Here is a 20,246-nt window from a genome sequence, read left to right as displayed (position 1 = left end):
TTCATATGCAAGAGTAGACGGGAAGCGCTTCAGGCAGAAGTGCTTTTCCGACGATAAATCTCGCTACGCACGCTGCAGAGAGTTACGCGCCCATTTCCCGCGCGCCGAAAGGCGAAAGGCAGCGACGGCCCGCGTCGCTAATGATCCGTTAGAAAGTCGGGATGATCCGCGCGAATCTGGTCGATCTGGCTCAGCGTGCCCGACAGATGCGTGCGCATGGCGGCTTGCGCGGCGTCGGGATCGTTCGCTTCGATGGCATCGACGATGGCCGTGTGATCGCGCACCACCGCCGACGTCTTGCCTTCGACGGGCAGCGTCAGCCGCCGCAGCCGGTCGATGTGCCCGCTGCGACGCCGCACCAGTTCCCACAATTGCGGCACGCAGGCCGCTTCCATCATCTGCCGATGAAAGTCCTGGTCGAGCAGCACGAAGCGCTCGTTGTCGGCTGGATTGAGAAGGCGCGACTGCGCATCGATGCATGCGCGCAGACGCTCGATCAATGCAGCATCGCGCCCGGCCGCGAGCGTGCGGACCACTTCGATCTCGATCGACCGCCGCAGAAAATGCGCCTGCTGCGCCGCGCTCACGCTGATGCGGCTCACGACCGTCGCGTGCTGCGGAAAGATATCGACGAGGCCTTCCTCGCCGAGCTTGATGAGCGCGTCGCGCACCGGTGTCTGGCTCAGACCATATTGCGCGGCGAGTTCAGCGCGCGACAACACGCTGCCCGGCGCGAGTTCGAGCGAGACGATCATCGCGCGCAGGCGCTCGAACACTTGCGGCGCGGCGTGGCGGGAACGGTCGAGGCGATGCGCCACGGGCGGGGCGTCGTTGAGATTCATGCTGAAAGACGAATGGAAGCGGGATTCGGCCCTAGCATACCAACACCGGCGCCGCCGCCGAACCTTTCGCCGCGCTCGGTACTTACACCGATAAAACACTAATATATTAGTGTTTAACATGCACGGACTTCCTCGTTTTCCGGATCTCCGACATGACGCGCGACATCACTATCACCCAGGTCAGAATCACGCCGATCGCCTTTCGCGACGGCCCGCTGCTCAACGCGGCCGGCATTCACGAGCCGTGGGCGCTGCGCGCGATCGTCGAACTGGAGACGAGCGATGGCCGCGTCGGCATTTCCGAAACCTACGGCGACGAACCCATGCTGCGCGTGCTCGATCAGGCGAAATCGCTGGCAGTCGGCCTTTCGCCGTTCGATCTGAACGCGATGGAAGAGCGCGTGCGCGCGACGATCAAGGCGACGCCCGGCGCGGTCGAATTCGAACTCGCGCCCGGATCGCACGCGGCGAAGAACGCGCCGAAGGTCATCAGCACGCTCGAAGTGGCGATGCTCGACCTGCAAGGGCAGATCGTCGGCGCGCCGGTGGTGGATCTGCTCGGCGGCAAGGTGCGCGACGCCGTGCCGTACAGCGCGTATCTGTTCTTCAAGTATGCCGAGCATATCGACAAGCCCTATGCGCCGGACGCGTGGGGCGAGGGCATCAGTCCCGAGCAGATCGTGGCGCAGGCCCGCCGCATGATCGATTTGTATGGATTCCAAAGTATCAAGCTGAAGGGCGGCGTGTTCGAGCCGGCGCATGAAATCGCGTGCATGCAGGCGCTCGCGACGGCGTTTCCGGGCATGCCGCTGCGTCTCGATCCGAACGCGAACTGGACGCTCGAAACCAGCATCAAGGCCGCGCCCGAACTCGACGAAATCCTCGAATACTACGAAGATCCGTGCCCCGGTCTGGAAGGCATGGCCGAGTTGCAGAAGCATACGAAGCTGCCGCTCGCGACCAACATGGTCATCACGACGATGGACGACTTCCGTCGCGGCTGCGAGATGGGATCGATCAAGGTGCTGCTCTCCGATCACCATTACTGGGGTGGCCTGCGCGCCACGCAGACGCTCTCGCGCATGTGCCGGCTCTGGGGCTTCGGCATGTCGATGCATTCGAACTCGCACCTTGGCATCAGCCTGATGGCGATGACGCACGTGGCAGCGAGCATTCCCAATCTCACCTACGCCTGCGACACGCACTACCCGTGGCAAGAGGAAGAGGTGATCAAGGGCGGCCGCGCGAAGTTCGACAACGGCGCGGTTCGTGTGCCGACGACACCGGGTCTCGGCGTCGAACTGGACCGCGAGCAAGTCGCCGCGCTGCACGAGCAGTACCTCGCGTGCGGCGTGCGTAATCGCGACGACCTCACGCAGATGCGCAAGTATCAGCCCGATTTCAGCGGCAAGAATCCGCGCTTCTGATCGCTCGACGCTCAAAGCCCCATAACGAAGGAGACAGTTTCATGAGCAATCGAGCCGACGCGCTGCAAAGCGCCGTCACAAAGATCAAGTGGCACGTGCTGCCGCTTTTCGTGGTGATGTTCATCGTCAATTACATCGACCGCGTGAACATCGGCTTCGTGCGGCAACACTTGAGCGCGGATCTCGGCATCGGCGCGGCGGCGTACGGCCTCGGCGCGGGACTCTTCTTCGTGAGCTATGCGGTGTTCGAAGTGCCGTCGAACATGCTGTTGCAACGCTTCGGCGCGAAGGCGTGGCTCACGCGCATCATGGTGACGTGGGGCCTGGCGGCGGTCGGCATGGCGTTCGTGCGCGGCGAAACCTCGTTCTACGTCATGCGTCTCGTGCTCGGCGCAGCGGAAGCAGGCTTCTTTCCGGGCGTGGTGTTCTATTTCACGCAATGGCTGCCGCGCGATCAACGCGGCCGCGCAATGGCCGTCTTCCTCTCCGGCTCGGCGTTGGCGTCGGTATTTTCAGGGCCGATATCGGGCGCGCTGTTGCTGATCGAAGGTCACGGGCTGCACGGCTGGCAATGGATGTTCATCATCGAAGGCATGGCGTCGGTCGTGCTCGCGGGCTTCGTATGGTTCTGGCTCGATTCGAAGCCGCGGGACGCGAAGTGGCTCACGCGCGCCGAACAGGATGCGCTCGTCGATGAGATCGAGACGGAGCAGCGCCAGCGCGATGCCGCGCATATCGTGAAGCCGTCGATGCTGAGCCTCTTGCGTGATCCGCAGATCGTCATCTTCTGCCTGATCTACTTCTCGGTGTCGCTGACCATCTACGGCGCGACGTTCTGGCTGCCGAGCATCATTCGCAAGATGGGGCATCTGAACGACTTCCAGGTCGGTCTCTTCAACTCGATTCCGTGGCTCATTTCCATCGTCGCGATGTATTTGTTCGCGGCGCTGGCGGCGCGCTTCAAGTTCCAGCAGGCGTGGGTGGCGTGCGTGCTGCTGATCGCGGCGGCCGGCATGTACGCGGCGGGCACGGGCAGCGCGGCGTTCTCCTTCATTGCGATCTGCTTCGCGGCAATCGGCTTCAAGGCGGCGTCCTCGCTTTTCTGGCCGATTCCGCAAGGCTATCTCGATGCACGCATCGCCGCGCCCGTGATCGCGCTCATCAATTCGATCGGCAATCTCGGCGGCTTCGTCGCGCCCGCGACGTTCGGATTCCTCGAACAGAAGACCGGATCGATCCAGGGCGGCCTGACCGCGCTCGCGGTGATGTCGGTGGCGGCGGCGGTCATCGTCTTCTTCGCGCGCATGACGCCGGCCGTGCGCGGCGAGTCGCTGGCCCCGCGTACGCGGTAAGTCTTGCGGGTGGGCGCATGTGATGCCGCGCTTGCAGTTTGGAGCCCGACTGCATCAAGGCATAGTGCCTTCGCACAGGCTCAGAAAACGCGCGCCCGCATCCGCGAGCAAACCGGAATTGTCGATACGCACGACACGCGCGTGCGACGGCAATTCGAACGGCGGCTTGCGTGCGAGGCGCGCTTCGATCTGCCGCGCATCTTCGCGGCCGCGACGCGCGAGACGCGCGGCCAGCACGGCGGGCGCTGCATCGATATGCACGAAGCATGCATCCGGATAACGCGCGAGGGCCGCTTGCGCATGCTGACGCGAACCGTTCACCACCACCGGCACGCCGCGCGCGAGCCATGCATCCACCTCGATGCCGATGCCATAGCGCAGCCCCAGGCTCTCCCAATGCATCGCGAAGAGACCGTGCGTGAGGCGCGATGCGAATTCATCGTGCGTGAGCGCGATATGGTTCTCGCCATCGCCCATTGCGCGCGTGATGTAGCGATGCGCGAACATCACGTGTGCGCCCACGCGCTCGCGTGCGAAACCCAGCAACGAGTCCTTGCCCGCGCCCGATGGTCCCATCACGTAGATGAGTCTTGCGCTGTCCAGCTTGCTCATGCCTCGTCCTGTGCCATGTTGAAGGGCAGGCGCTGCCATAACAGGAATGGCGCGCCCGGTTCCGGCTCCACGAAGAGCGCTGCGCCGTGCACAGGCAACGCGCCGAGCTTGCCGATGCGTTGCGTCCACTCCGACATGATCGATGCGCGCGCGTGCGTGTCATCGAGCGAATCGGAAAGCGTCATGTGAAAGCGGTATTCGTCGAATACATAGGGATAGCCCCACGCGCGCAAGAGTTCGATCTGGCGCGCGCTCATGCCCGCATGAATGCGCCGCTCGATGCTCTGCGCCGAAGGCTTCGCGCGCAACGGCGCCAGCGCTTGCAGCGCACTGGCGGCGATGTCGCGCAGGCGTTCATCGTCGTCGTCTTGCTCCGCGCGCAAGGCGACGAAGCGATTCATCTGCGCGAGGCGTACCGGCATGTCGAAGCGCGGCACGCCGCTCGCCCACGCGCGCGCGGCAGCGAGCACGTCGGACAACGCGACGCCCGCCGCGCAATGAAACGGCGGAACGATGGTTGCGTGCCAGCCATAGCGGCGCGGCGCGTGCGTCCATGCATGCACGCGCGTGGAATTTTCCAGTCCGCTTTCCGCATCGCGGCCGAGCCATTCGCAGCCCTCGCGCCACCACGCCGACGACGCGGGCGGCGCGTGATACAGCGCGACGCGCGCATTGGGCGTATCGATGAACGTGTTGGTCATGCGTCGTGCTCGACCATCAATTGCACGCGGTCCGCCGCGAAATGCGTGACGCCGTATTTGACCGGCACGCCTTTCTCGTCGACATCGACGTTCTCGACCCATAGCACCGGCTGCTGCCGGTTGATCTGCAAACGGCGCGCGACATCCGATGCAGGCAGCACGCTGCCGATGCGGCTCCATTTGCGCGTGTAGTCCTTCACGCCGAACTCCGCGAGCGCAGCGGTGATACCGCCCGCCGCTTCGATCGCCGCGGGCAGTTCGGGAAAGCGCGCTGCCGGATACCAGTTGCGCGCATAGGTGAGCGGCACGCCCTCCGAGTCGTGCCGCGTTTCGATCTGATAGACGAGCGTGCCCGCGCGCAGGCCGAGCGCTTTCGCGACGGCCGGGTCCGCCTTCATGCGCTCCGACGAAAGCACGACACCCGCCGACGCGTGCTTTTGCCTGCGCAGATTTTCGGTGAAGCGCGTGCGGCGGCCGATCTGATAATCGATCGCGCCCGGCTGCACGAACGTGCCGCGCCCTTGTTCGACGCTGACAAGCCCCGTCGCGGCGAGACGCAGCATCGCGCGCCGCACGGTATGACGATTCACGTCGAAGCGTCGTGCAAGCTCCGCCTCGCTCGGCAGGCGGCCTTCGTCGCCGAAGCTCTTCGCCGCGATTTCCGCCGACAGGATCTGTTCGATCTGCCGCCAGACGGCGACCCCCGCGCCGCGCTCGACCGCGTGCCCCGGCGCCGCGTTTTGGTTCGATGTCATTTCGCTGTCATTCCCTTCGGTTTGAATATCGTTCTCTTGCATTGTAGTGCGCAAGCCGTGATGGAAATGTGAACGCGCGGACGGATAGACGTCTAGACGTTTAGATCAAAGCGCGGGTAGCATCGAATCGGTCGGGAACCACAGGGAAAGCCATGAGCATCTCAAACGGGCCGCGGACTTCGGCTCAATCCGTCAACCGCCGCGAATGGATGGCCGTGCTCGCCCGCGCGCCGCGCGAGCTTCTCAAGGCGGGCATCGATGCGGCGCTCGAAGGCGCGAGCCCGCCCGCGTATGTGTGGCTGCGCGCACCGGAGATCGGCCTGGCGATGGTGCGGGGGCGCATCGGCGGAACGGGCGATGCCTTCAATCTCGGCGAGGTCACCGTCACGCGCGCGACCTTGCGCGTGACGCTCGACGATGGCGGCGCGGCCATCGGCGTCGCGGTTCACATGGGGCGCGACAAGGAACGCGCGACGCTCGCGGCGCTTGCCGATGCGTTGCTGCAATCGCCGCTTCACGCCGAGCGCTTGCAAACGCATCTGATCGCGCCGCTTGCCGCGCATATCGCGGAGGAGCGTAGGCGCAAGCAGGCGGAGGCGGCATCCACGAAGGTCGAATTCTTCACGATGGTGAGAGGCGCATGATGCAGATGGACATGAGCACGCTCGTGCCCGGTTTCAACGATACGGTTCACGATTCGCAGCGCGTCTTTCGCGCGCTGCTCGACGCGCTCTCGCGTCCCGGCACGATCGTTTCCATCGATGCCGCGTTGCCCGGCAATCACGCGATGCGCGACGCGCTCGGCACGCGCGTGCCGCTTGCCGCGTTCGCATCGCTGCTGGCGCTGACGGATTATTCGACGCCGGTGTATGTCGAACGCGAAGAACGCACGCTCGGCGATGCGTTGCGCTTCCATTCGAGCGCGCCGCTCACGCGCGATCGCCGCACGGCTGCATTCGCCTATATCGACGACATCAACGACATGCCTCCGCTCGATGCCTTCGCGCAAGGCGATCCCGAGACGCCCGAAGATGCGGCCACGTTGTTCATCCGCGTGCCTTCGCTGACCGAAGGCGAGCCGCTTGCATGGCGTGGGCCGGGGATCGTGGAGCAGCGCAGTGTCGCGATTGCGGGCGTCACTCAGCGCTTCTGGCATGAGCGCGCGGTGCTCACGGCGCAGTTTCCTTGCGGCATCGATTGCTATCTCGTGGCGGGCGGTGCGCTCGTCGGATTGCCGCGCACGACGCATGTGGAGGTGGACTGATGTACGTCGCGGTGAAAGGCGGTGAACGCGCCATTGAACGTTCATGGGATCTGCTGGCGAAGCAGCGTCGCGGCGATACGTCCGTGCCCGAGTTGTCCGTCGCGCAGATTCGCGGGCAGATGCGCCTCGCGGTGGCGCGCGTGATGACGGAAGGCTCGGTGTATGACGAAGAACTCGCCGCGCTGGCCATCAAGCAGGCGGCGGGCGATCTCGTCGAAGCGATCTTTCTGCTGCGCGCGTATCGCACGACGTTGCCGCGCTTCGGCTATACATTGCCGATCGATACGGAAGCGATGCGTATCGAGCGGCGCGTCTCGGCGGCGTTCAAGGACATTCCCGGCGGCCAGATGCTGGGCGGCACGTATGACTACACGCAACGCCTGATCGACTTCACGCTGCTTGCCGAAGGCAATGCGCCTGCCGATGCAAGCGCGCCGGAATCGCTGCAACAGCATGACGCGATGCCACGCGTGCTCGCGCTGCTCGACAAGGAAGGGCTGATCGAGCAGGAACGTGCCCACGTTGACGCGCCCGAGCCCGGCGATCTGTCGCGTGAGCCGCTTGCGTTCCCCGCCGATCGCGCGACGCGCCTGCAAAACCTTGCGCGCGGCGATGAAGGCTTTCTGCTCGCGATGGGTTACGCGACGCAGCGCGGCTACGCGCATAGTCATCCGTTCGCGGGCGAGATTCGACATGGCGATGTGGCCGTGGAAATGCACGTCGATGAGCTGGGCTTTGCCGTGGAGCTCGGCGATATCGACATCACCGAATGTCAGATGATCAACCAGTTCGCGGGCAGCGGCGACGTGCCGCCGACGTTCACGCAAGGCTACGGCCTCGCATTCGGGCATTCGGAACGCAAGGCGATGGCGATGGCGCTCGTTGATCGCGCGTTGCGTGCGGAAGAACTGGGCGAATCGATGGAATCGCCGACACAGGATGCGGAGTTCGTCCTCTATCACAGCGACAACGTGGAGGCGTCGGGCTTCGTGCAGCATCTGAAGCTGCCGCATTACGTCGATTTTCAATCGGAGCTGGAACTGCTGCGCCGCCTGCGTGCATCGCATGGCAAGGGTCAACACGAGGAGAACGCGGCATGAGCACCGAAGGCTATAACTTCGCCTATCTCGACGAGCAGACGAAGCGCATGATTCGCCGCGCGCTGCTCAAGGCCGTCGCGGTGCCGGGGCATCAAGTGCCGTTCGCATCGCGTGAAATGCCCTTGCCTTATGGATGGGGCACGGGCGGCCTGCAGGTGACATCGGCGATCATCGGTGCACGCGACACGCTCAAGGTCATCGACCAGGGCTCCGACGAAACCACGAACGCCGTGAACATCCGGCGCTTCTTTGCGCGAACGGCCGGCGTCGCGACCACCACGCGCACAGCGGACGCGAGCATCATTCAGACGCGGCACCGCATTCCGGAAACGCCGCTCACGGACGCGCAGATCATCGTGTATCAGGTGCCCATGCCCGAACCGCTCTTTCGTCTGGAGCCGCGCGTGACGGAATGCGTGAAGCTGCATGCGCTCGCGGACTACGGTCTCATCAACGTGAAATATTATGAGGATATCGTTCACCACGGCAGCATCGCGACGACGTACGACTATCCGGTGCTCGTGAACGATCGCTATCTGATGTCGCCATCGCCCATCCCGAAGTTCGACAATCCGAAGATGCACATGAGTCCCGCATTGCAGCTCTTCGGCGCGGGCCGCGAGCGTCGCATCTACGCCATTCCCCCTTATACGAAAGTAAAGAGCCTGGATTTCGAGGATCATCCTTTCAGCGTGCAGCAGTGGGAACACGCATGCGCGCTATGCGGATCGCATGAAAGTTTTCTCGACGAGATGATCGTCGACGACGAGGGCAAGCGCATGTTCGTGTGTTCCGATAGCGACTACTGTCATGGCCGCCGCGATGCGCAGGAGCGGACCAACGAGGGAGCGGCGCAATGAAAGCATTGGTCGAAGCCAACGGTCTGACGAAACGCTATGAAGGGCGCGGCGGTTGCATCGATGTCGATATTGCGGTGTATCCCGGCGAAGTGCTGTGCATCGTGGGTGAATCGGGTTCGGGAAAGTCCACGTTGCTCAATGCGCTCGCGCTGAGAACAGGCATCGATGATGGCACGCTCACTTATACGACACCCGAAGGCGAAGCGCTCGATCTCCTCACGCTGAGCGAGCCGAAGAAGCGGCTTCTCTCGCGCGCCGAATGGGGCTTCGTGCATCAGAATGCGCGTGACGGTCTGCGCCGCAACGTATCGGCGGGGGCGAACATCGGTGAACCGCTGATGGCCATCGGCGCACGGCATTACGGTCGATTGCGCGAGACCGCATGCGACTGGATGAGCCGCGTCGAACTGGATGCCGCGCGCATCGACGAATTGCCTTCCGCATTTTCCGGCGGCATGCAGCAGCGCCTGCAGATTGCGCGCAATCTCGTCACGGGTCCGCGCCTCGTCTTCATGGACGAGCCGACTGCGGGTCTCGACGTATCCGTGCAGGCGCGCCTGCTCGATCTCTTGCGCACGCTGACGGGCAAGCTGCATCTGGCGGCCATCATCGTGACGCATGATATCGGCGTGGCGCGGCTGCTTGCGCATCGATTGATGGTGATGAAGGACGGGCGCGTCGTCGAAAGCGGACTGACGGATCAGGTGCTCGACGACCCGCAGCATCCTTATACGCAGACGCTCGTTGCGTCCGTGCTGCCCGTTTGAGACGCGAGAGATGACCATGACCGATCACGAAGCATTCGCTACGCGCAACGACCTGATGTTGCGCGCAAGCGGCATCGAAAAGACATTCACGCTGCATCAACAGGGCGGGGCGCGCATTCATGCGCTCGCAGGCATTTCGCTCGATGTGGAGCGCGGCGAGTGCGTGGTGCTGGCCGGCGCGTCCGGCGCGGGCAAGAGCACGCTGCTGCGCTGCATGTACGGAAATTATCTTGCGACGCGCGGCACGATCGCCGTGCGCGACGATAGCCGCGCCGAACGTCATGTCTCGCTGACCGAAGCCGCGCCGCATGAAATCATCCGCTTGAGGACGACGACGCTCGGCTACGTGAGTCAGTTTCTGCGCGTCATTCCGCGTGTGTCGTCGCTCGATCTCGTCGCGGAGCCGCTCATCACGCGAGGCGTGAATGAAGACGACGCCCGCGAGCGCGCGAGCGCTTTGCTCGAACGATTGAACGTGCCGCGCCGCCTGTGGACGCTCGCGCCCGCGACATTCTCGGGCGGCGAGCAGCAGCGCGTGAGTATCGCGCGCGGGTTGATCGCCGAGCATCCGGTGCTCTTGCTCGACGAGCCGACCGCATCGCTCGATGCGCATAACCGCGATGTCGTCGCTGACCTGATAGCAGAAGCGCGCGAAAGAGGCGCAGCCATCGTCGGCATCTTTCATGACGAGGACACGCGCGAGCGCGTCGCGACACGCATCGTGCGGCTTGCATCGCCATCGCCGATGTCGACGACCGACACCAACGAAGCCGGAGCATTACAGTCATGCTGATCAGCAATGCGCGAATCGTCACGCGCGATGAAGCGTTCACGGGCACCGTGCGCATCGAGAATGGACATATCGCCGATATCGCGCCGGGCGGCACGGCGGCCCGCGATGCCATCGACTGGAACGGCGATTATCTGTTGCCCGGGTTCGTGGAACTGCATACGGACAACATCGAGAAGCATCTCGCGCCGCGTCCCGGCGTGCTGTGGAATCACGAAGCGGCGATCATCGTGCATGACGCGCAGATCGCATCGGCAGGCATCACGACCGTGTTCGATGCGCTCGGCGTGGGCTCGCGTCCCGAAGACGGCGTGCGCGGCCGCGAGCTTCAGGTGCAATGCGCGCATGCCATCGGCCGCTTCGTCGATAGCGGCCTCTTGCGCGCCGATCACTTCCTGCATCTGCGTTGCGAAGTCGGCACGACGGATGTCGTCGAAGTCTTCGATTCGCTCAGCACGCATCCGCTTTTCAAGCTCGCGTCGGTGATGGATCACACGCCGGGCCAGCGTCAATGGCAGGACCATGCGAAGTGGCGCAAGTATCAGGAGCGTCATGGCAAGTGGAGCGACGAGCATGCCGAAGCGGTGCTCGCGCAACTGGCGGATCATCAGGCACGCTACGCAGCGGCGCATCGTGCGCAGATCGTCGCGCGCTGCAAGGCGCTCGCCATATCGCTGGCGAGCCATGACGATACGCTCGTCGAGCACGTGGACGAAGCCGCACGCGACGGCATCGCGCTCGCGGAGTTTCCGACCACGCTCGAAGCGGCGCGCGCGGCGCGCGAGCACGGCATCGCGACGATCATGGGCGCGCCGAATGTCGTGCGCGGCGGATCGCATTCGGGCAACGTGTCCGCGCTCGAACTGGCGCGCGAAGGGCTACTCGATATCCTGTCGTCGGACTATGTGCCGTCGAGCTTGCTGATTGCCGTGTTCGACCTCGTTGCGAAGGCGGACTGGAGCTTGCCGCGCGCGGTATCGACCGTTTCGTGGGCGCCGGCGCGCGCAGCGGGGCTGCATGATCGCGGCGCAATTGCAGTGGGCTTGCGCGCGGACTTCGTGCGCGTGGCGTGTGCGCCGGGGCTTGCGATCCCGCGCGAGACGTATCGGGCGGGGCGAAGAGTCTGTTGAGCGCGCGGTGCTGCAAGCGCCATAGTGGGGTGATAATGTCGGCACCCGCTGCGAACGAAAGCCGCACGACGCAGCGTCGATCAGCCGATCATTTTTGCTGCACGCACCCAGCGCTGGGGGACTTCATGACGCTGTCCGACTTCATCGAGGCGAACCTTTCCGGGTTGATAGACGACTGGACGAAGTATGCCCGCGAACTCAGCGCGGAGAATATCCATCTCACCGATACGCAGTTGCGAAACTCCGCGCGTGAGATGCTGTTAAGCGTCGCGGCCGACATGCGGGAAACGCAGACCGGTGCGGAGCAAAAGGCCAAGTCGCTCGGACAGCGGCCTCGCTCGGGCACGGGTTTCGATCGGGTCGCCCAGCGGCATGCGGATGACCGGCTCGAACACGGCTTCGGCATCAACGCCATCGTCGCCGAGTATCGGGCGCTGCGGGCGAGCGTGCTTCGCCGATGGGAGCTTGCGGCGGAACTGGACGCCGGCGCATTTCAGGAGATGGTCCGCTTCAACGAGGCGATCGATCAGATGGTCGCGGGATCGGTCCAGCAATACTCGCAGCGGACCGAACGCATTCGGGACCTCTTCGCGGGCGTGCTGGCGCACGACATGCGCTCGCCCGCCGCGGCGATACTGAACGGCACGGAGCTGTTGCTGCTGGACGAGCATCTGTCGAACGTGAGCGTCAGGGCGGTCGCGAATCTGCAACGCAGCAGCATGCGATTGAAGCAGATGATCGACGACCTCTTCATGTTCACGCGCGCACGTCTGGGCGATGCGCTGCCCATCGAGTTGACGCAGCAGAACATGGGCCGTATCTGCGAAGGCGCCGCCGACGAAGTGCGCGCGGCATGTCCGGACGCGCAAATCGATGTGCATCTCGAAGGCGAACTCGCCGGCGTCTGGGACGGCGCGCGCATGAATCAACTGCTCGTCAATCTGCTCACGAATGCCGTGCGGCACGGCTCCGGCCCCGTGACGGTGAAGGGGGCCGGCGGCGAAGAGAACGTCACGCTCGCGGTCTGCAACGCGGGATCGCCCATTCCGCCGAATGCGCTGCCCACGCTCTTCGATCCGTTGACGCGCGCGGGTCCATCGCCGGGACAACGGCGCGCGGCTTCGGGGATGGGCCTCGGCCTCTATATCTGCCGATGCATCGCACGCGCGCATGGCGGAACCATCGACGCCGAATCGGACGAACGCGGGACGATCTTCACCGTGCAGGTGCCGCGTTCGCCATCGGCGCAATGACGTCTTTCGCTTTCACAGCAATGCCGATGCAGCCTTCATGCGCCGCTTCTGCTCCTTCTTCAGGGAACGCAGCGCCTGATCGATGGCATCGCTATCTGGAAGCGTCGCGCGATGAGTCTTGAGCAAGTTACGGCTTGCCACCACATCGTTCAGCGAGCCGAGGCGCTTTTGCAGACGCTTCAGATGCTTGTGCCCCTTGCGCTGCTTTTTCGCGAGTAGCGGATCGAAGAACTCGATGAGATATCGCACCTTCTTGCCCGCCTTGCGCACTTCGTGGAAGCACGCGTAATCCGATGTGCCGGACTTCATCGCAACGCGTATGCGCTTCTTGAGCTGCTTCTCCGCTGCGGTCACGCGATGTCTTGCGAACTGCGTGAGCGGCGTGCGGCTCGCCTGCGTGTTCAGTTCGCGATTGACCTCGGCGATCGCTTCGCGCAGCACCTTCTTCAGATTGGCATTCGAAAGCGTTTCGCGGCTGGTTTCGGATGCCTCGGTGCGGTTGCGCCGAAATGCATCGACGAGCGCACTGCCGCCCGATTCACCGACCAGATCGATGACGATGTCCCAGTCCCGCGTGCTGCCCGCCGCGTTCGCGCAGAACTTGAGCAGCGCTCGTTGTTGTGATGCGAAGTCCTTGTCGAGCGTCGGTCCGTACGCCCAGAGCAGCGTGCGCAACTGCCTCAGCGCGACGCGCAGCTTGTGCAACTGCTCGGCTTCCGCGCTGCCTTCGAGCGCGGCGGCTTGCTGCAAGGCCTCATGCACGAGCGGATCGGCGTAGCTCGAAAAGCTGCTTTCCGCCGACGCTTCGCTCGCGCGGTCGTTACCGTCGTCTTTTCTCATACGCGTCTCCCGCGTGAAATAACGTTCACGGAGCAAGGAGGGTGCCCTGAACGGGCACCGAATCGTCCGATGAATCTAGCGGACAATACAGCGCGTTCGGGCGCGCTTACGCGCATGTTCGCTCATGCAAACGGCGGCATCTTTGAGCGAGATCAGTCGTACGACACGTGCGACTTAAGCGATCACTTTGTCGCCTTCGTGGACTTCCGCACGATCCGCCCGCTGTTGCACAGCGCGGGCGTTCGCATCGGCGAGCGTTTTCAGACGGGCGTTAGAGCGGCAATCCGGCCGGATAGACGAGTCCGCTCGGCACTTGAACGCGAATGAATCCCAGTATTCCGTTGAAAAACAGATCACCGTCAGGCAGGAACTCAAGCGGCGCATACATTCCGTTGCCGTAGATGCTCGTTCCAAGAATCGTGCGATGCACTGTCTGACCGGTATTCCAGTCGAGACCGGTCACTTCCCCGCCGGAATTGTTGGTCCGGTAATAGCCGCTAACGAAAACTACATTGGATGCGATGCTCTTTCCCGGAATCATCGTATTGGATGAAATATCCGGCCGCGTCCAGACGGATCTCCAGCCATGCGTTGCCGGATCCCATTCGAAAAGTTCGACGTCCACTGGCGAATCGAGAATGGGTCCGCGCGCGATCGCATCGGGAATGATGGTGCCGATGGTATTCCTCAGCCCGCCCGGCCCCACGTTGTTCACGACGAATGCGCCATAGCCGTCCACCGTCACCGACTGATCCGACTGGGCGTGGAACCGGAGCCCGAACCGAACAAGGTCGGGAACGTGTCGCCCGTCGGATAAACGGATTCCCACGCGCCGTCGGCTGCCTGATTCGATAACACACTGCCTGTCCATACGACCTTGTGCATCTTCTTGTCGCTGACAATATAAATGCCATTGTTCTCGTCGATGGCGAGTGAATTGGAAATCGTTTCATCGCCGCCGAAGCGGATGGTTTGCGGCGTAGTGTTGAAATTGCGATCGATGATGGAAATGGAGCGCGTACCCAGCACGGCCAGTTTGCCGTCGTAGGTCAGCGAGAGGCCCGCGATTGCTTCGCTCGATTGAACGAAAGCGGACGCGGGCATCGAACGCAAGACCTGGACGCCGAGCGCCGGAAGCGCCGGCGAGATCAGGCCCACCGCGACGACGCTACCGACGGCGCCCGAATACAGCACATTGTTGTTATCGACGACACTATAGGCCGGTCCCGCCGCTTGTCCGCCGGTCAATCCGAGGAACTGGAGCGCTGCCCGAATCTGCTCGACCGTGGTGAAGGGTTGTGTGAGCACGGACGTCAACAGACTTTGCGCGATGATGTTGGAGCCCGGGAAATACAACGTTGCGCCCATTTGCGTGACGGCATCGTTGGAAGTCTGCAAATACGATACGCCCGTCGCCGATACCGCCCACACTTAATTGGGCGACGTGGATTTGAGCGTGACGAAGTTGATGAATCCATTCGATGCTTGCGGTGTCACGCCGACCGGTCCATATGCCGTGCGGGTGCCTGAAGGGACGGCTTCGGGGAAGGCATCAGTCTGCGCGGGATCGAAATGCGTCATTGCCCCGGATGGCGCGGACAGATACGGATTAGGCGCGGGAGTGGCCCCATGCCGCTGACTGAAATCATCGCCGTGGTGGTGACGATTATCGTCGTCAAGGCTCTACTTATGCAGTCAGCGCTCATTTGCGTTCCTTCAAACGTGGTTAGATGAAAGGGCAGCTGTCGGCGGCGCGGTCGTCTTCGAAAAGTCAGTAACGCGAGAAATGAAATGGTTTAGGCAAACCGAGTATGTTTGTCTTGCTTTGAAGATGGCGGAGTGAGTTGTCGATAGCAGAAGTCGCGGGATCGGCCAAGAATTTATTGATCAGAAGCTCAAGGCCGCCCCCACCGACGCGCCTGTCACGTCCTTCCCGAATGCGTATCGCGCGACGATGCGCAGTCGTGAGAACAGCTTCGTCACTGCGCCTGTATCGATTTCAAGCCCCGCGCCCAACGAGGTCAATTGATTGAAACCGAGGATGTCCGCCTGGCTGCCGAGGTAAGTCGAATGGGACAGCTCGAGCACGTATCGCAGCGGCCTGCCCAACACGACTGCTCCGGTAGGCGCACGCCAGCGCGCGTAGAGGTTGGTCGACTGCGCGTTGGCCGAGCCGCGCACCGCACCCGACGAGCCGAAGCTCTGCAGATAGATATCCGTGTAGCGCAGTTCAAGGTCGAACTCGTAAGGCTCTTTGCGCGGATACCAACCCAGCATCAGCGATCCGCCGAGCCCGTAGACGTTCAGCGAACCGTTCTTGATGAAATCGATGTTGCTATCCGTTCGACGGTTGATGAGGAATTGCGCCGCGGCTGCATCGCTCGTCGCTTCTCCGATCGAGAAGTTGAAGATGGGGCGGATGACGAGGTCCTTGCTTGCATTGAGCGGAATGTCCCAGCCGATGCCGCCCGTCGCGGCTGCGTTCGTCCATCGGACAGGCAGCATGTGCTGCTCCTGGCCGTCGGAGACGAGCAGCTTCGGGTCGTAACGGGAACCGCCTAACGTGCCTTCGAGATAAAGCGGAAAATTCGGGCTCAACGTGAAGCCGCCGCCCAGTTGCACCATGCTGAGCGAAGGATTGCCGGTCGCGCCGTTGCGAATGCCGAGCGTGCTTGCCGAGAGGTCGGGGGTGACGGAGAAGGAAAGCATCGCGACGACTGCGTTCGCACGCTTCTGAACGTCGGGGCCGCGGATGATGGGAGCGGAGTCATCGGCGGGCGCGGCGTGGGCGGCGGGCAAGAGGCATTGAGAAGATGCGGCGAGCGCGGTCGTGACCAGGAATGCTCGGACCGCTTCGCGCCATGCCGCGGGGGTGTTGCGGGTTATGCGTTGACCGGGAGAACGCGGAGTCGCGATCTCGGGAGTGTGTGGCATTTAGGTTTCCTAACGTACGCGTCGATTGAGGCAGATAGGTCATCACTCACCTCGACGTTGGGGCGGCGTCTCTCAGCAATATCGGCATTCGTCCAGGAAGTCAACGCCTGTGGCGCGAAGCGTTTTCAGTCGACTCGTCGCAGGGGCAGCGGACTGACTGTGCAGTTATGGTGAAACAGTCGGTGACAAGAGATGTAGGCACAACATCCAATGCGTTCGGGTTGAGTGTGGGAGACAGCGCGGCGTTACAAAGAAGCGCCGCGCTGCCACGACGCTCGCTTCAACGATCGACGAACTCGATCGTCAGATTGCCTTCCTCTGAACACGACAACTGCACTTCCGCAGGCGTCGCCCCGCTTGCCATGCGCGCGAGTAATTCGCGCGACACGCTCGGCAGAATGCGCTGATTCAGGAAGGCATCCACGTTGCGCGCTCCCGATTCACGCGCAAGGCAGCGTTCGGCGAGCGACTTCACGAGCGACTCGTCGTAAGCGAGCCGGACGTCGTGCTGACGGCCGAGGCGGTCGGCGACCTTCGCGAGCTTTAGACGCACGATGGTGCCGAGCGCGGCAACATCCAGCGGCCGATACACAAGCGTCTGGAAACGCGCGAGCAGCGCTGGCTGGAAATGCGCCAGCAACGGTTCCTGCACCACGTCGCGCAGCGCGGCCTGGGCGATTTCGGGATTGTCGGTGGTCGCCTCGTCGATCTGCGCACTGCCCAGATTGGACGTCATAAGAATCACGCAGTTGCGGAAATCGATCTCACGCCCCTCGCCGTCGCGCATCGTGCCGCGATCGAACACCTGATAGAAGATATCGAGCACGTCGCGGTGCGCTTTTTCGACTTCATCGAGCAAGACGACGCTATATGGGCGTTGACGCACGGCTTCGGTGAGAACGCCTCCACGCCCGTAACCCACGTAGCCGGGCGGCGAACCCTTCAGTTGCGAAACGGTGTGGGCTTCCTGATACTCGGACATGTTGATGGTCGTGAGCGCGGCTTCGCCTCCGAAGAGCACATCGGCCAGCGCGAGCGCCGTTTCGGTCTTCCCGACGCCCGATGGGCCGGTAAGCAGGAATACGCCCATCGGCGCGTTCTCGCTTTTCAAGCCGGCTTTCGCGGTCCGGAGACTGTCGGCCAGTGCGTCCAGTACATCGTCCTGCTCGACGACGCGTTGCGCGAGCTGGTCTTCCAGCGTCAACAGGCTCAACAGTTCATCTTCCATCAAATTGCCCACCGGCACACCGGTCCACTCCGCGACGACTCGCGCGATGGCTTGCGCATCGACGTCAGCGAAGATCATCGGGACTTTGCCTTGCGCATTGGCAAGCGCCTGGCGCGCCTGGGTGAATGCGCTGGCATCGAGTGGCGTCTTGCCGTCTCCGCGTTGCTCGATCAACGCGCGCACAAGTGACAACTCATGGCCGTAACGCGAGTTCAACGCTTCCAGCTCGGCGCTGGCCTGCGCGTGTGCCGCTTCGAGCGCGCTGCGACGCGCGCCCAAGTCTTCGACGCCCGCGCGCTCGTCGCCGTCGAGCGTGGAACGCTCGAGCTCCAGCGCTGCCACTGCCGCGCGGGCGCGTTGCAGTTCGGCAGGCGGAGAGTCGAGGCCCATGCGCACGCGCGCGGCGGCAGTATCGATCAGATCGACCGCCTTGTCGGGCAATTGCCGCGCGGGGATATAGCGGCGCGAGAGTTTCACCGCGGCAACGAGCGCCGCGTCGCGGATATGCACGCCGTGATGTGTCGCATAACGGCTCGCCAGACCGCGCAGCATCAGGCAGGCCGCGTCGTCGTCCGGTTCTTCGACCTTCACGAGTTGAAAGCGCCGCTCTAGCGCCGCGTCGCGCTCGAAGTATTCCTTGTATTCGCTCCACGTCGTCGCCGCGACGGTGCGCAGTTCGCCGCGGGCGAGCGCGGGCTTGAGCAGGTTGGCCGCGTCCGAGCCGCCAGCCGAATTGCCCGCGCCGATGATCGTGTGCGCCTCATCGATGAAAAGAATGATCGGCACCGCCGACGCTTTCACTTCGTCGATCACGTTCTTCAACCGCTGCTCGAACTCGCCCTTGACGCCCGCTCCGGCCTGCAGCAGCCCGAGATCCAGCGTGAGCATGCGCACTTCGCGCAAAAGGCTCGGCACGCTGCCTTCGGCGATGCGCAGCGCGAGCCCTTCGACGAGCGCAGTCTTGCCGACGCCCGGATCGCCCACGAGAATCGGATTGTTCTTGCGCCGGCGCACTAGCACATCGATCATCTGCTGGATTTCCCGATCCCGACCGAATACGGGATCGATATCACCGCGACGCGCCTTCTCGGTCAGGTCGATGGCAAAGCGCGAGAGGGCTTCGCCGTCGGTCGAACGCTGCACGGGCTCGGTCGAAGATGCCGTCGCGCTGTCTGCATTCGGCTGCGAAGCACCTTCGGACGTTTCGGGTGCGTCATCGTCGTGTTCGTCCTGCGTCCCGTTCTCGCACGACTGGCGCCCGAGTCGCGGCAGCAGGCGCTCGATCTGCGCACCGGAGATCGAAAGCAGTGGCCACGCATCCTGCGTGCGCAGCACATGCGGTGCATCGATGATCGCGCGCAACAGATGCGCCGAGCGAATGGTGCCATCGGTGTTCTCGCGCGACGCGAGATTCCAGGCGTCCTGCAGTACGCTCGCCAGTTGGATCGACAAGGCCGGCATGCCGCGGAGATTACGGGGCAACCGGTCGATGGCGGCGAGCAGCGCGTTCCAGATCGCGTCGATGTCGATTTCGTAGTGGCGCAGGATTGCCGGAACGTCCCCGTCGTCCGACTCGATCAGCTTCAACAGCCAGTGCTCGACGGTGATTTCGTCGGCAAGGCGCGTCTGGCACAGGCTCGCGGCCGCTTCGAGCGTCCGGGCGCAGTGCGGGTTGAGCCGACGAAGCAGATGGGTGGAGTCACGCGAGGTCATAGGAATTCGATAGCAGGGTAAATCAGGAAGGGTGCGTAGCGCGAGTGCGGTTCGAGAGAAGCGCCAGTTCGCGCGCCGTACAGCACGGCGAACCGGCATTGGTCAGCCGTCGTTGAGATCAGACTTCAACGACCTTGCTCACCATGAGGCGCTTTAGGCGCGCTCGTTCCACGTGTCCTTGTGGATGATGTTGCCGTCCTTGTACGACCAGGTGATCTGTTCGTAGCGCAGCTCGATTTCTTCCAGATGGTTGTGCTTCTCGTAATCCGGGTTCTTGATGTCGAGCATCTTCGGACGCACGGCGACGACCTTGACGTTGTCGAGCTTGGTGTTGAAGTATTCCTTCTCCTTGCCCGCGTCGTCGATCTTGTACCACTTGATTTCGACGGACTTCAGCGTCTGGCCGCTCGTCACGGCCTTGTACAGGTACGGCGACGACGCGTCGGTTTCCTTCGTCAGCGTGATCGGCGCATGCACGCGCGTGCCGGTCAGCTTGCCGGTGTTGCCATCGGTCGGGATATGCACGCCGTGGTCGAACGCGACGATCTCGACGCTGCCTTCACGGCCGTGCACCGTGACGGAACCCTTGATGTCGGCGCCGCCGTCGTCTTTGAGCCACATGTATGCGGGAATTGCCATTTACTACTCCTCATTAGTACAACAAAGCAATGCCTGGAA

Annotated in this window: 20 protein-coding genes; 10 read left to right on the top strand and 10 right to left on the bottom strand. The window is 63.1% G+C overall.

All coding sequences use genetic code 11. The features are described from left to right. Positions 1-137: 137 nt before the first annotated feature. Complete coding sequence (locus tag AWB72_RS07935; RefSeq protein ID WP_040049739.1) at positions 138-842, bottom strand: GntR family transcriptional regulator; 705 nt, start codon at positions 840-842, stop codon at positions 138-140. A gap of 152 nt (positions 843-994) precedes the next feature. Here AWB72_RS07935 and AWB72_RS07930 point away from each other — a divergent pair, with 152 nt between their 5' ends. Beyond that, a complete protein-coding gene (locus tag AWB72_RS07930) occupies positions 995-2,269 on the top strand; it encodes a glucarate dehydratase family protein (protein ID WP_040049740.1) in 1,275 nt (424 codons plus the stop codon). A gap of 41 nt (positions 2,270-2,310) precedes the next feature. Continuing rightward, entirely contained in the window at positions 2,311-3,621 is a 1,311-nt protein-coding gene (locus AWB72_RS07925; RefSeq protein ID WP_040049741.1) for an MFS transporter, read from the top strand. A 54-nt stretch (positions 3,622-3,675) separates the two neighbouring features. On the opposite strand, the gene phnN is transcribed toward AWB72_RS07925, so the two are convergent. Genes phnN through phnF form a run of 3 tightly spaced genes read right to left on the bottom strand, consistent with a single transcriptional unit; the run spans position 3,676 to position 5,689 of the window. After that, positions 3,676-4,233, bottom strand: coding sequence for a phosphonate metabolism protein/1,5-bisphosphokinase (PRPP-forming) PhnN (gene phnN, locus AWB72_RS07920; RefSeq protein ID WP_040049742.1), 558 nt, complete (start codon positions 4,231-4,233; stop codon positions 3,676-3,678). Then, positions 4,230-4,934: a DUF1045 domain-containing protein gene (locus AWB72_RS07915; protein WP_040049743.1), complete on the bottom strand. Its 705-nt coding sequence runs from the start codon at positions 4,932-4,934 to the stop codon at positions 4,230-4,232. The genes phnN and AWB72_RS07915 overlap by 4 nt, the downstream gene beginning before the upstream one ends. Further along, positions 4,931-5,689, bottom strand: coding sequence for a phosphonate metabolism transcriptional regulator PhnF (phnF, locus tag AWB72_RS07910; protein ID WP_040049892.1), 759 nt, complete (start codon positions 5,687-5,689; stop codon positions 4,931-4,933). The genes AWB72_RS07915 and phnF overlap by 4 nt, the downstream gene beginning before the upstream one ends. Before the next feature lie 152 nt (positions 5,690-5,841). Here phnF and phnG point away from each other — a divergent pair, with 152 nt between their 5' ends. From phnG to AWB72_RS07870, 8 genes are all read left to right on the top strand, one after another. Beyond that, positions 5,842-6,333: a phosphonate C-P lyase system protein PhnG gene (gene phnG / locus AWB72_RS07905; protein ID WP_040049744.1), complete on the top strand. Its 492-nt coding sequence runs from the start codon at positions 5,842-5,844 to the stop codon at positions 6,331-6,333. Beyond that, positions 6,330-6,953, top strand: coding sequence for a phosphonate C-P lyase system protein PhnH (phnH, locus tag AWB72_RS07900; RefSeq protein WP_040049745.1), 624 nt, complete (start codon positions 6,330-6,332; stop codon positions 6,951-6,953). The genes phnG and phnH overlap by 4 nt, the downstream gene beginning before the upstream one ends. Continuing rightward, entirely contained in the window at positions 6,953-8,053 is a 1,101-nt protein-coding gene (locus tag AWB72_RS07895; protein ID WP_040049746.1) for a carbon-phosphorus lyase complex subunit, read from the top strand. Before phnH ends, AWB72_RS07895 begins: the two co-directional genes overlap by 1 nt. After that, entirely contained in the window at positions 8,050-8,913 is an 864-nt protein-coding gene (locus AWB72_RS07890) for an alpha-D-ribose 1-methylphosphonate 5-phosphate C-P-lyase PhnJ (protein WP_040049747.1), read from the top strand. The genes AWB72_RS07895 and AWB72_RS07890 overlap by 4 nt, the downstream gene beginning before the upstream one ends. Continuing rightward, entirely contained in the window at positions 8,910-9,680 is a 771-nt protein-coding gene (phnK, locus tag AWB72_RS07885; protein WP_040049748.1) for a phosphonate C-P lyase system protein PhnK, read from the top strand. The genes AWB72_RS07890 and phnK overlap by 4 nt, the downstream gene beginning before the upstream one ends. A 10-nt stretch (positions 9,681-9,690) precedes the next feature. Continuing rightward, complete coding sequence (gene phnL, locus AWB72_RS07880; RefSeq protein ID WP_040049749.1) at positions 9,691-10,473, top strand: phosphonate C-P lyase system protein PhnL; 783 nt, start codon at positions 9,691-9,693, stop codon at positions 10,471-10,473. Continuing rightward, on the top strand, positions 10,467-11,600 hold the full coding sequence (locus tag AWB72_RS07875; RefSeq protein WP_040049750.1) for an alpha-D-ribose 1-methylphosphonate 5-triphosphate diphosphatase: 1,134 nt from the start codon (positions 10,467-10,469) through the stop codon (positions 11,598-11,600). The genes phnL and AWB72_RS07875 overlap by 7 nt, the downstream gene beginning before the upstream one ends. Before the next feature lie 125 nt (positions 11,601-11,725). Further along, the gene (locus AWB72_RS07870; protein WP_040049751.1) at positions 11,726-12,853 is read left to right on the top strand and encodes a sensor histidine kinase; all 1,128 of its coding nucleotides are present in this window, start codon (positions 11,726-11,728) and stop codon (positions 12,851-12,853) included. Positions 12,854-12,865: 12 nt separating this feature from the next. On the opposite strand, the gene AWB72_RS07865 is transcribed toward AWB72_RS07870, so the two are convergent. From AWB72_RS07865 to AWB72_RS07840, 6 genes are all read right to left on the bottom strand, one after another. Beyond that, the gene (locus tag AWB72_RS07865) at positions 12,866-13,693 is read right to left on the bottom strand and encodes a CHAD domain-containing protein (protein WP_040049752.1); all 828 of its coding nucleotides are present in this window, start codon (positions 13,691-13,693) and stop codon (positions 12,866-12,868) included. Positions 13,694-13,964: 271 nt separating this feature from the next. Beyond that, entirely contained in the window at positions 13,965-14,438 is a 474-nt protein-coding gene (locus AWB72_RS07860; RefSeq protein ID WP_052449786.1) for a hypothetical protein, read from the bottom strand. Continuing rightward, positions 14,435-15,091 (bottom strand): hypothetical protein, encoded by a 657-nt coding sequence (locus tag AWB72_RS07855; protein ID WP_143754592.1) that lies wholly within the window; start codon positions 15,089-15,091, stop codon positions 14,435-14,437. Before AWB72_RS07855 ends, AWB72_RS07860 begins: the two co-directional genes overlap by 4 nt. Positions 15,092-15,580: 489 nt before the next feature. After that, on the bottom strand, positions 15,581-16,627 hold the full coding sequence (locus AWB72_RS07850) for a hypothetical protein (protein ID WP_244285551.1): 1,047 nt from the start codon (positions 16,625-16,627) through the stop codon (positions 15,581-15,583). A gap of 280 nt (positions 16,628-16,907) precedes the next feature. Next, positions 16,908-19,568, bottom strand: coding sequence for a type VI secretion system ATPase TssH (tssH, locus tag AWB72_RS07845; RefSeq protein WP_040049753.1), 2,661 nt, complete (start codon positions 19,566-19,568; stop codon positions 16,908-16,910). A gap of 153 nt (positions 19,569-19,721) precedes the next feature. Then, a complete protein-coding gene (locus AWB72_RS07840; RefSeq protein WP_040049754.1) occupies positions 19,722-20,207 on the bottom strand; it encodes an Hcp family type VI secretion system effector in 486 nt (161 codons plus the stop codon). Between the last annotated feature and the right edge of the window lie 39 nt (positions 20,208-20,246).

The organism is Caballeronia concitans (genome assembly GCF_001544615.1).
Classification (GTDB): Bacteria; Pseudomonadota; Gammaproteobacteria; order Burkholderiales; family Burkholderiaceae; genus Caballeronia; species Caballeronia concitans.
The sequence above is the reverse complement of the archived record's forward strand: the minus strand, read 5'-3'. Positions and strand labels throughout refer to the sequence as shown.

What these genes read in the sequence shown, in the direction of transcription:
- AWB72_RS07935 (WP_040049739.1), bottom strand. Translation starts at nt 842, where the DNA reads ATGAATCTCAACGACGCCCCGCCCGTGGCGCATCGCCTCGACCGTTCC.
- AWB72_RS07930 (WP_040049740.1), top strand. Translation starts at nt 995, where the DNA reads ATGACGCGCGACATCACTATCACCCAGGTCAGAATCACGCCGATCGCC.
- AWB72_RS07925 (WP_040049741.1), top strand. Translation starts at nt 2,311, where the DNA reads ATGAGCAATCGAGCCGACGCGCTGCAAAGCGCCGTCACAAAGATCAAG.
- phnN (WP_040049742.1), bottom strand. Translation starts at nt 4,233, where the DNA reads ATGAGCAAGCTGGACAGCGCAAGACTCATCTACGTGATGGGACCATCG.
- AWB72_RS07915 (WP_040049743.1), bottom strand. Translation starts at nt 4,934, where the DNA reads ATGACCAACACGTTCATCGATACGCCCAATGCGCGCGTCGCGCTGTAT.
- phnF (WP_040049892.1), bottom strand. Translation starts at nt 5,689, where the DNA reads ATGACATCGAACCAAAACGCGGCGCCGGGGCACGCGGTCGAGCGCGGC.
- phnG (WP_040049744.1), top strand. Translation starts at nt 5,842, where the DNA reads ATGAGCATCTCAAACGGGCCGCGGACTTCGGCTCAATCCGTCAACCGC.
- phnH (WP_040049745.1), top strand. Translation starts at nt 6,330, where the DNA reads ATGATGCAGATGGACATGAGCACGCTCGTGCCCGGTTTCAACGATACG.
- AWB72_RS07895 (WP_040049746.1), top strand. Translation starts at nt 6,953, where the DNA reads ATGTACGTCGCGGTGAAAGGCGGTGAACGCGCCATTGAACGTTCATGG.
- AWB72_RS07890 (WP_040049747.1), top strand. Translation starts at nt 8,050, where the DNA reads ATGAGCACCGAAGGCTATAACTTCGCCTATCTCGACGAGCAGACGAAG.
- phnK (WP_040049748.1), top strand. Translation starts at nt 8,910, where the DNA reads ATGAAAGCATTGGTCGAAGCCAACGGTCTGACGAAACGCTATGAAGGG.
- phnL (WP_040049749.1), top strand. Translation starts at nt 9,691, where the DNA reads ATGACCATGACCGATCACGAAGCATTCGCTACGCGCAACGACCTGATG.
- AWB72_RS07875 (WP_040049750.1), top strand. Translation starts at nt 10,467, where the DNA reads ATGCTGATCAGCAATGCGCGAATCGTCACGCGCGATGAAGCGTTCACG.
- AWB72_RS07870 (WP_040049751.1), top strand. Translation starts at nt 11,726, where the DNA reads ATGACGCTGTCCGACTTCATCGAGGCGAACCTTTCCGGGTTGATAGAC.
- AWB72_RS07865 (WP_040049752.1), bottom strand. Translation starts at nt 13,693, where the DNA reads ATGAGAAAAGACGACGGTAACGACCGCGCGAGCGAAGCGTCGGCGGAA.
- AWB72_RS07850 (WP_244285551.1), bottom strand. Translation starts at nt 16,627, where the DNA reads ATGCCACACACTCCCGAGATCGCGACTCCGCGTTCTCCCGGTCAACGC.
- tssH (WP_040049753.1), bottom strand. Translation starts at nt 19,568, where the DNA reads ATGACCTCGCGTGACTCCACCCATCTGCTTCGTCGGCTCAACCCGCAC.
- AWB72_RS07840 (WP_040049754.1), bottom strand. Translation starts at nt 20,207, where the DNA reads ATGGCAATTCCCGCATACATGTGGCTCAAAGACGACGGCGGCGCCGAC.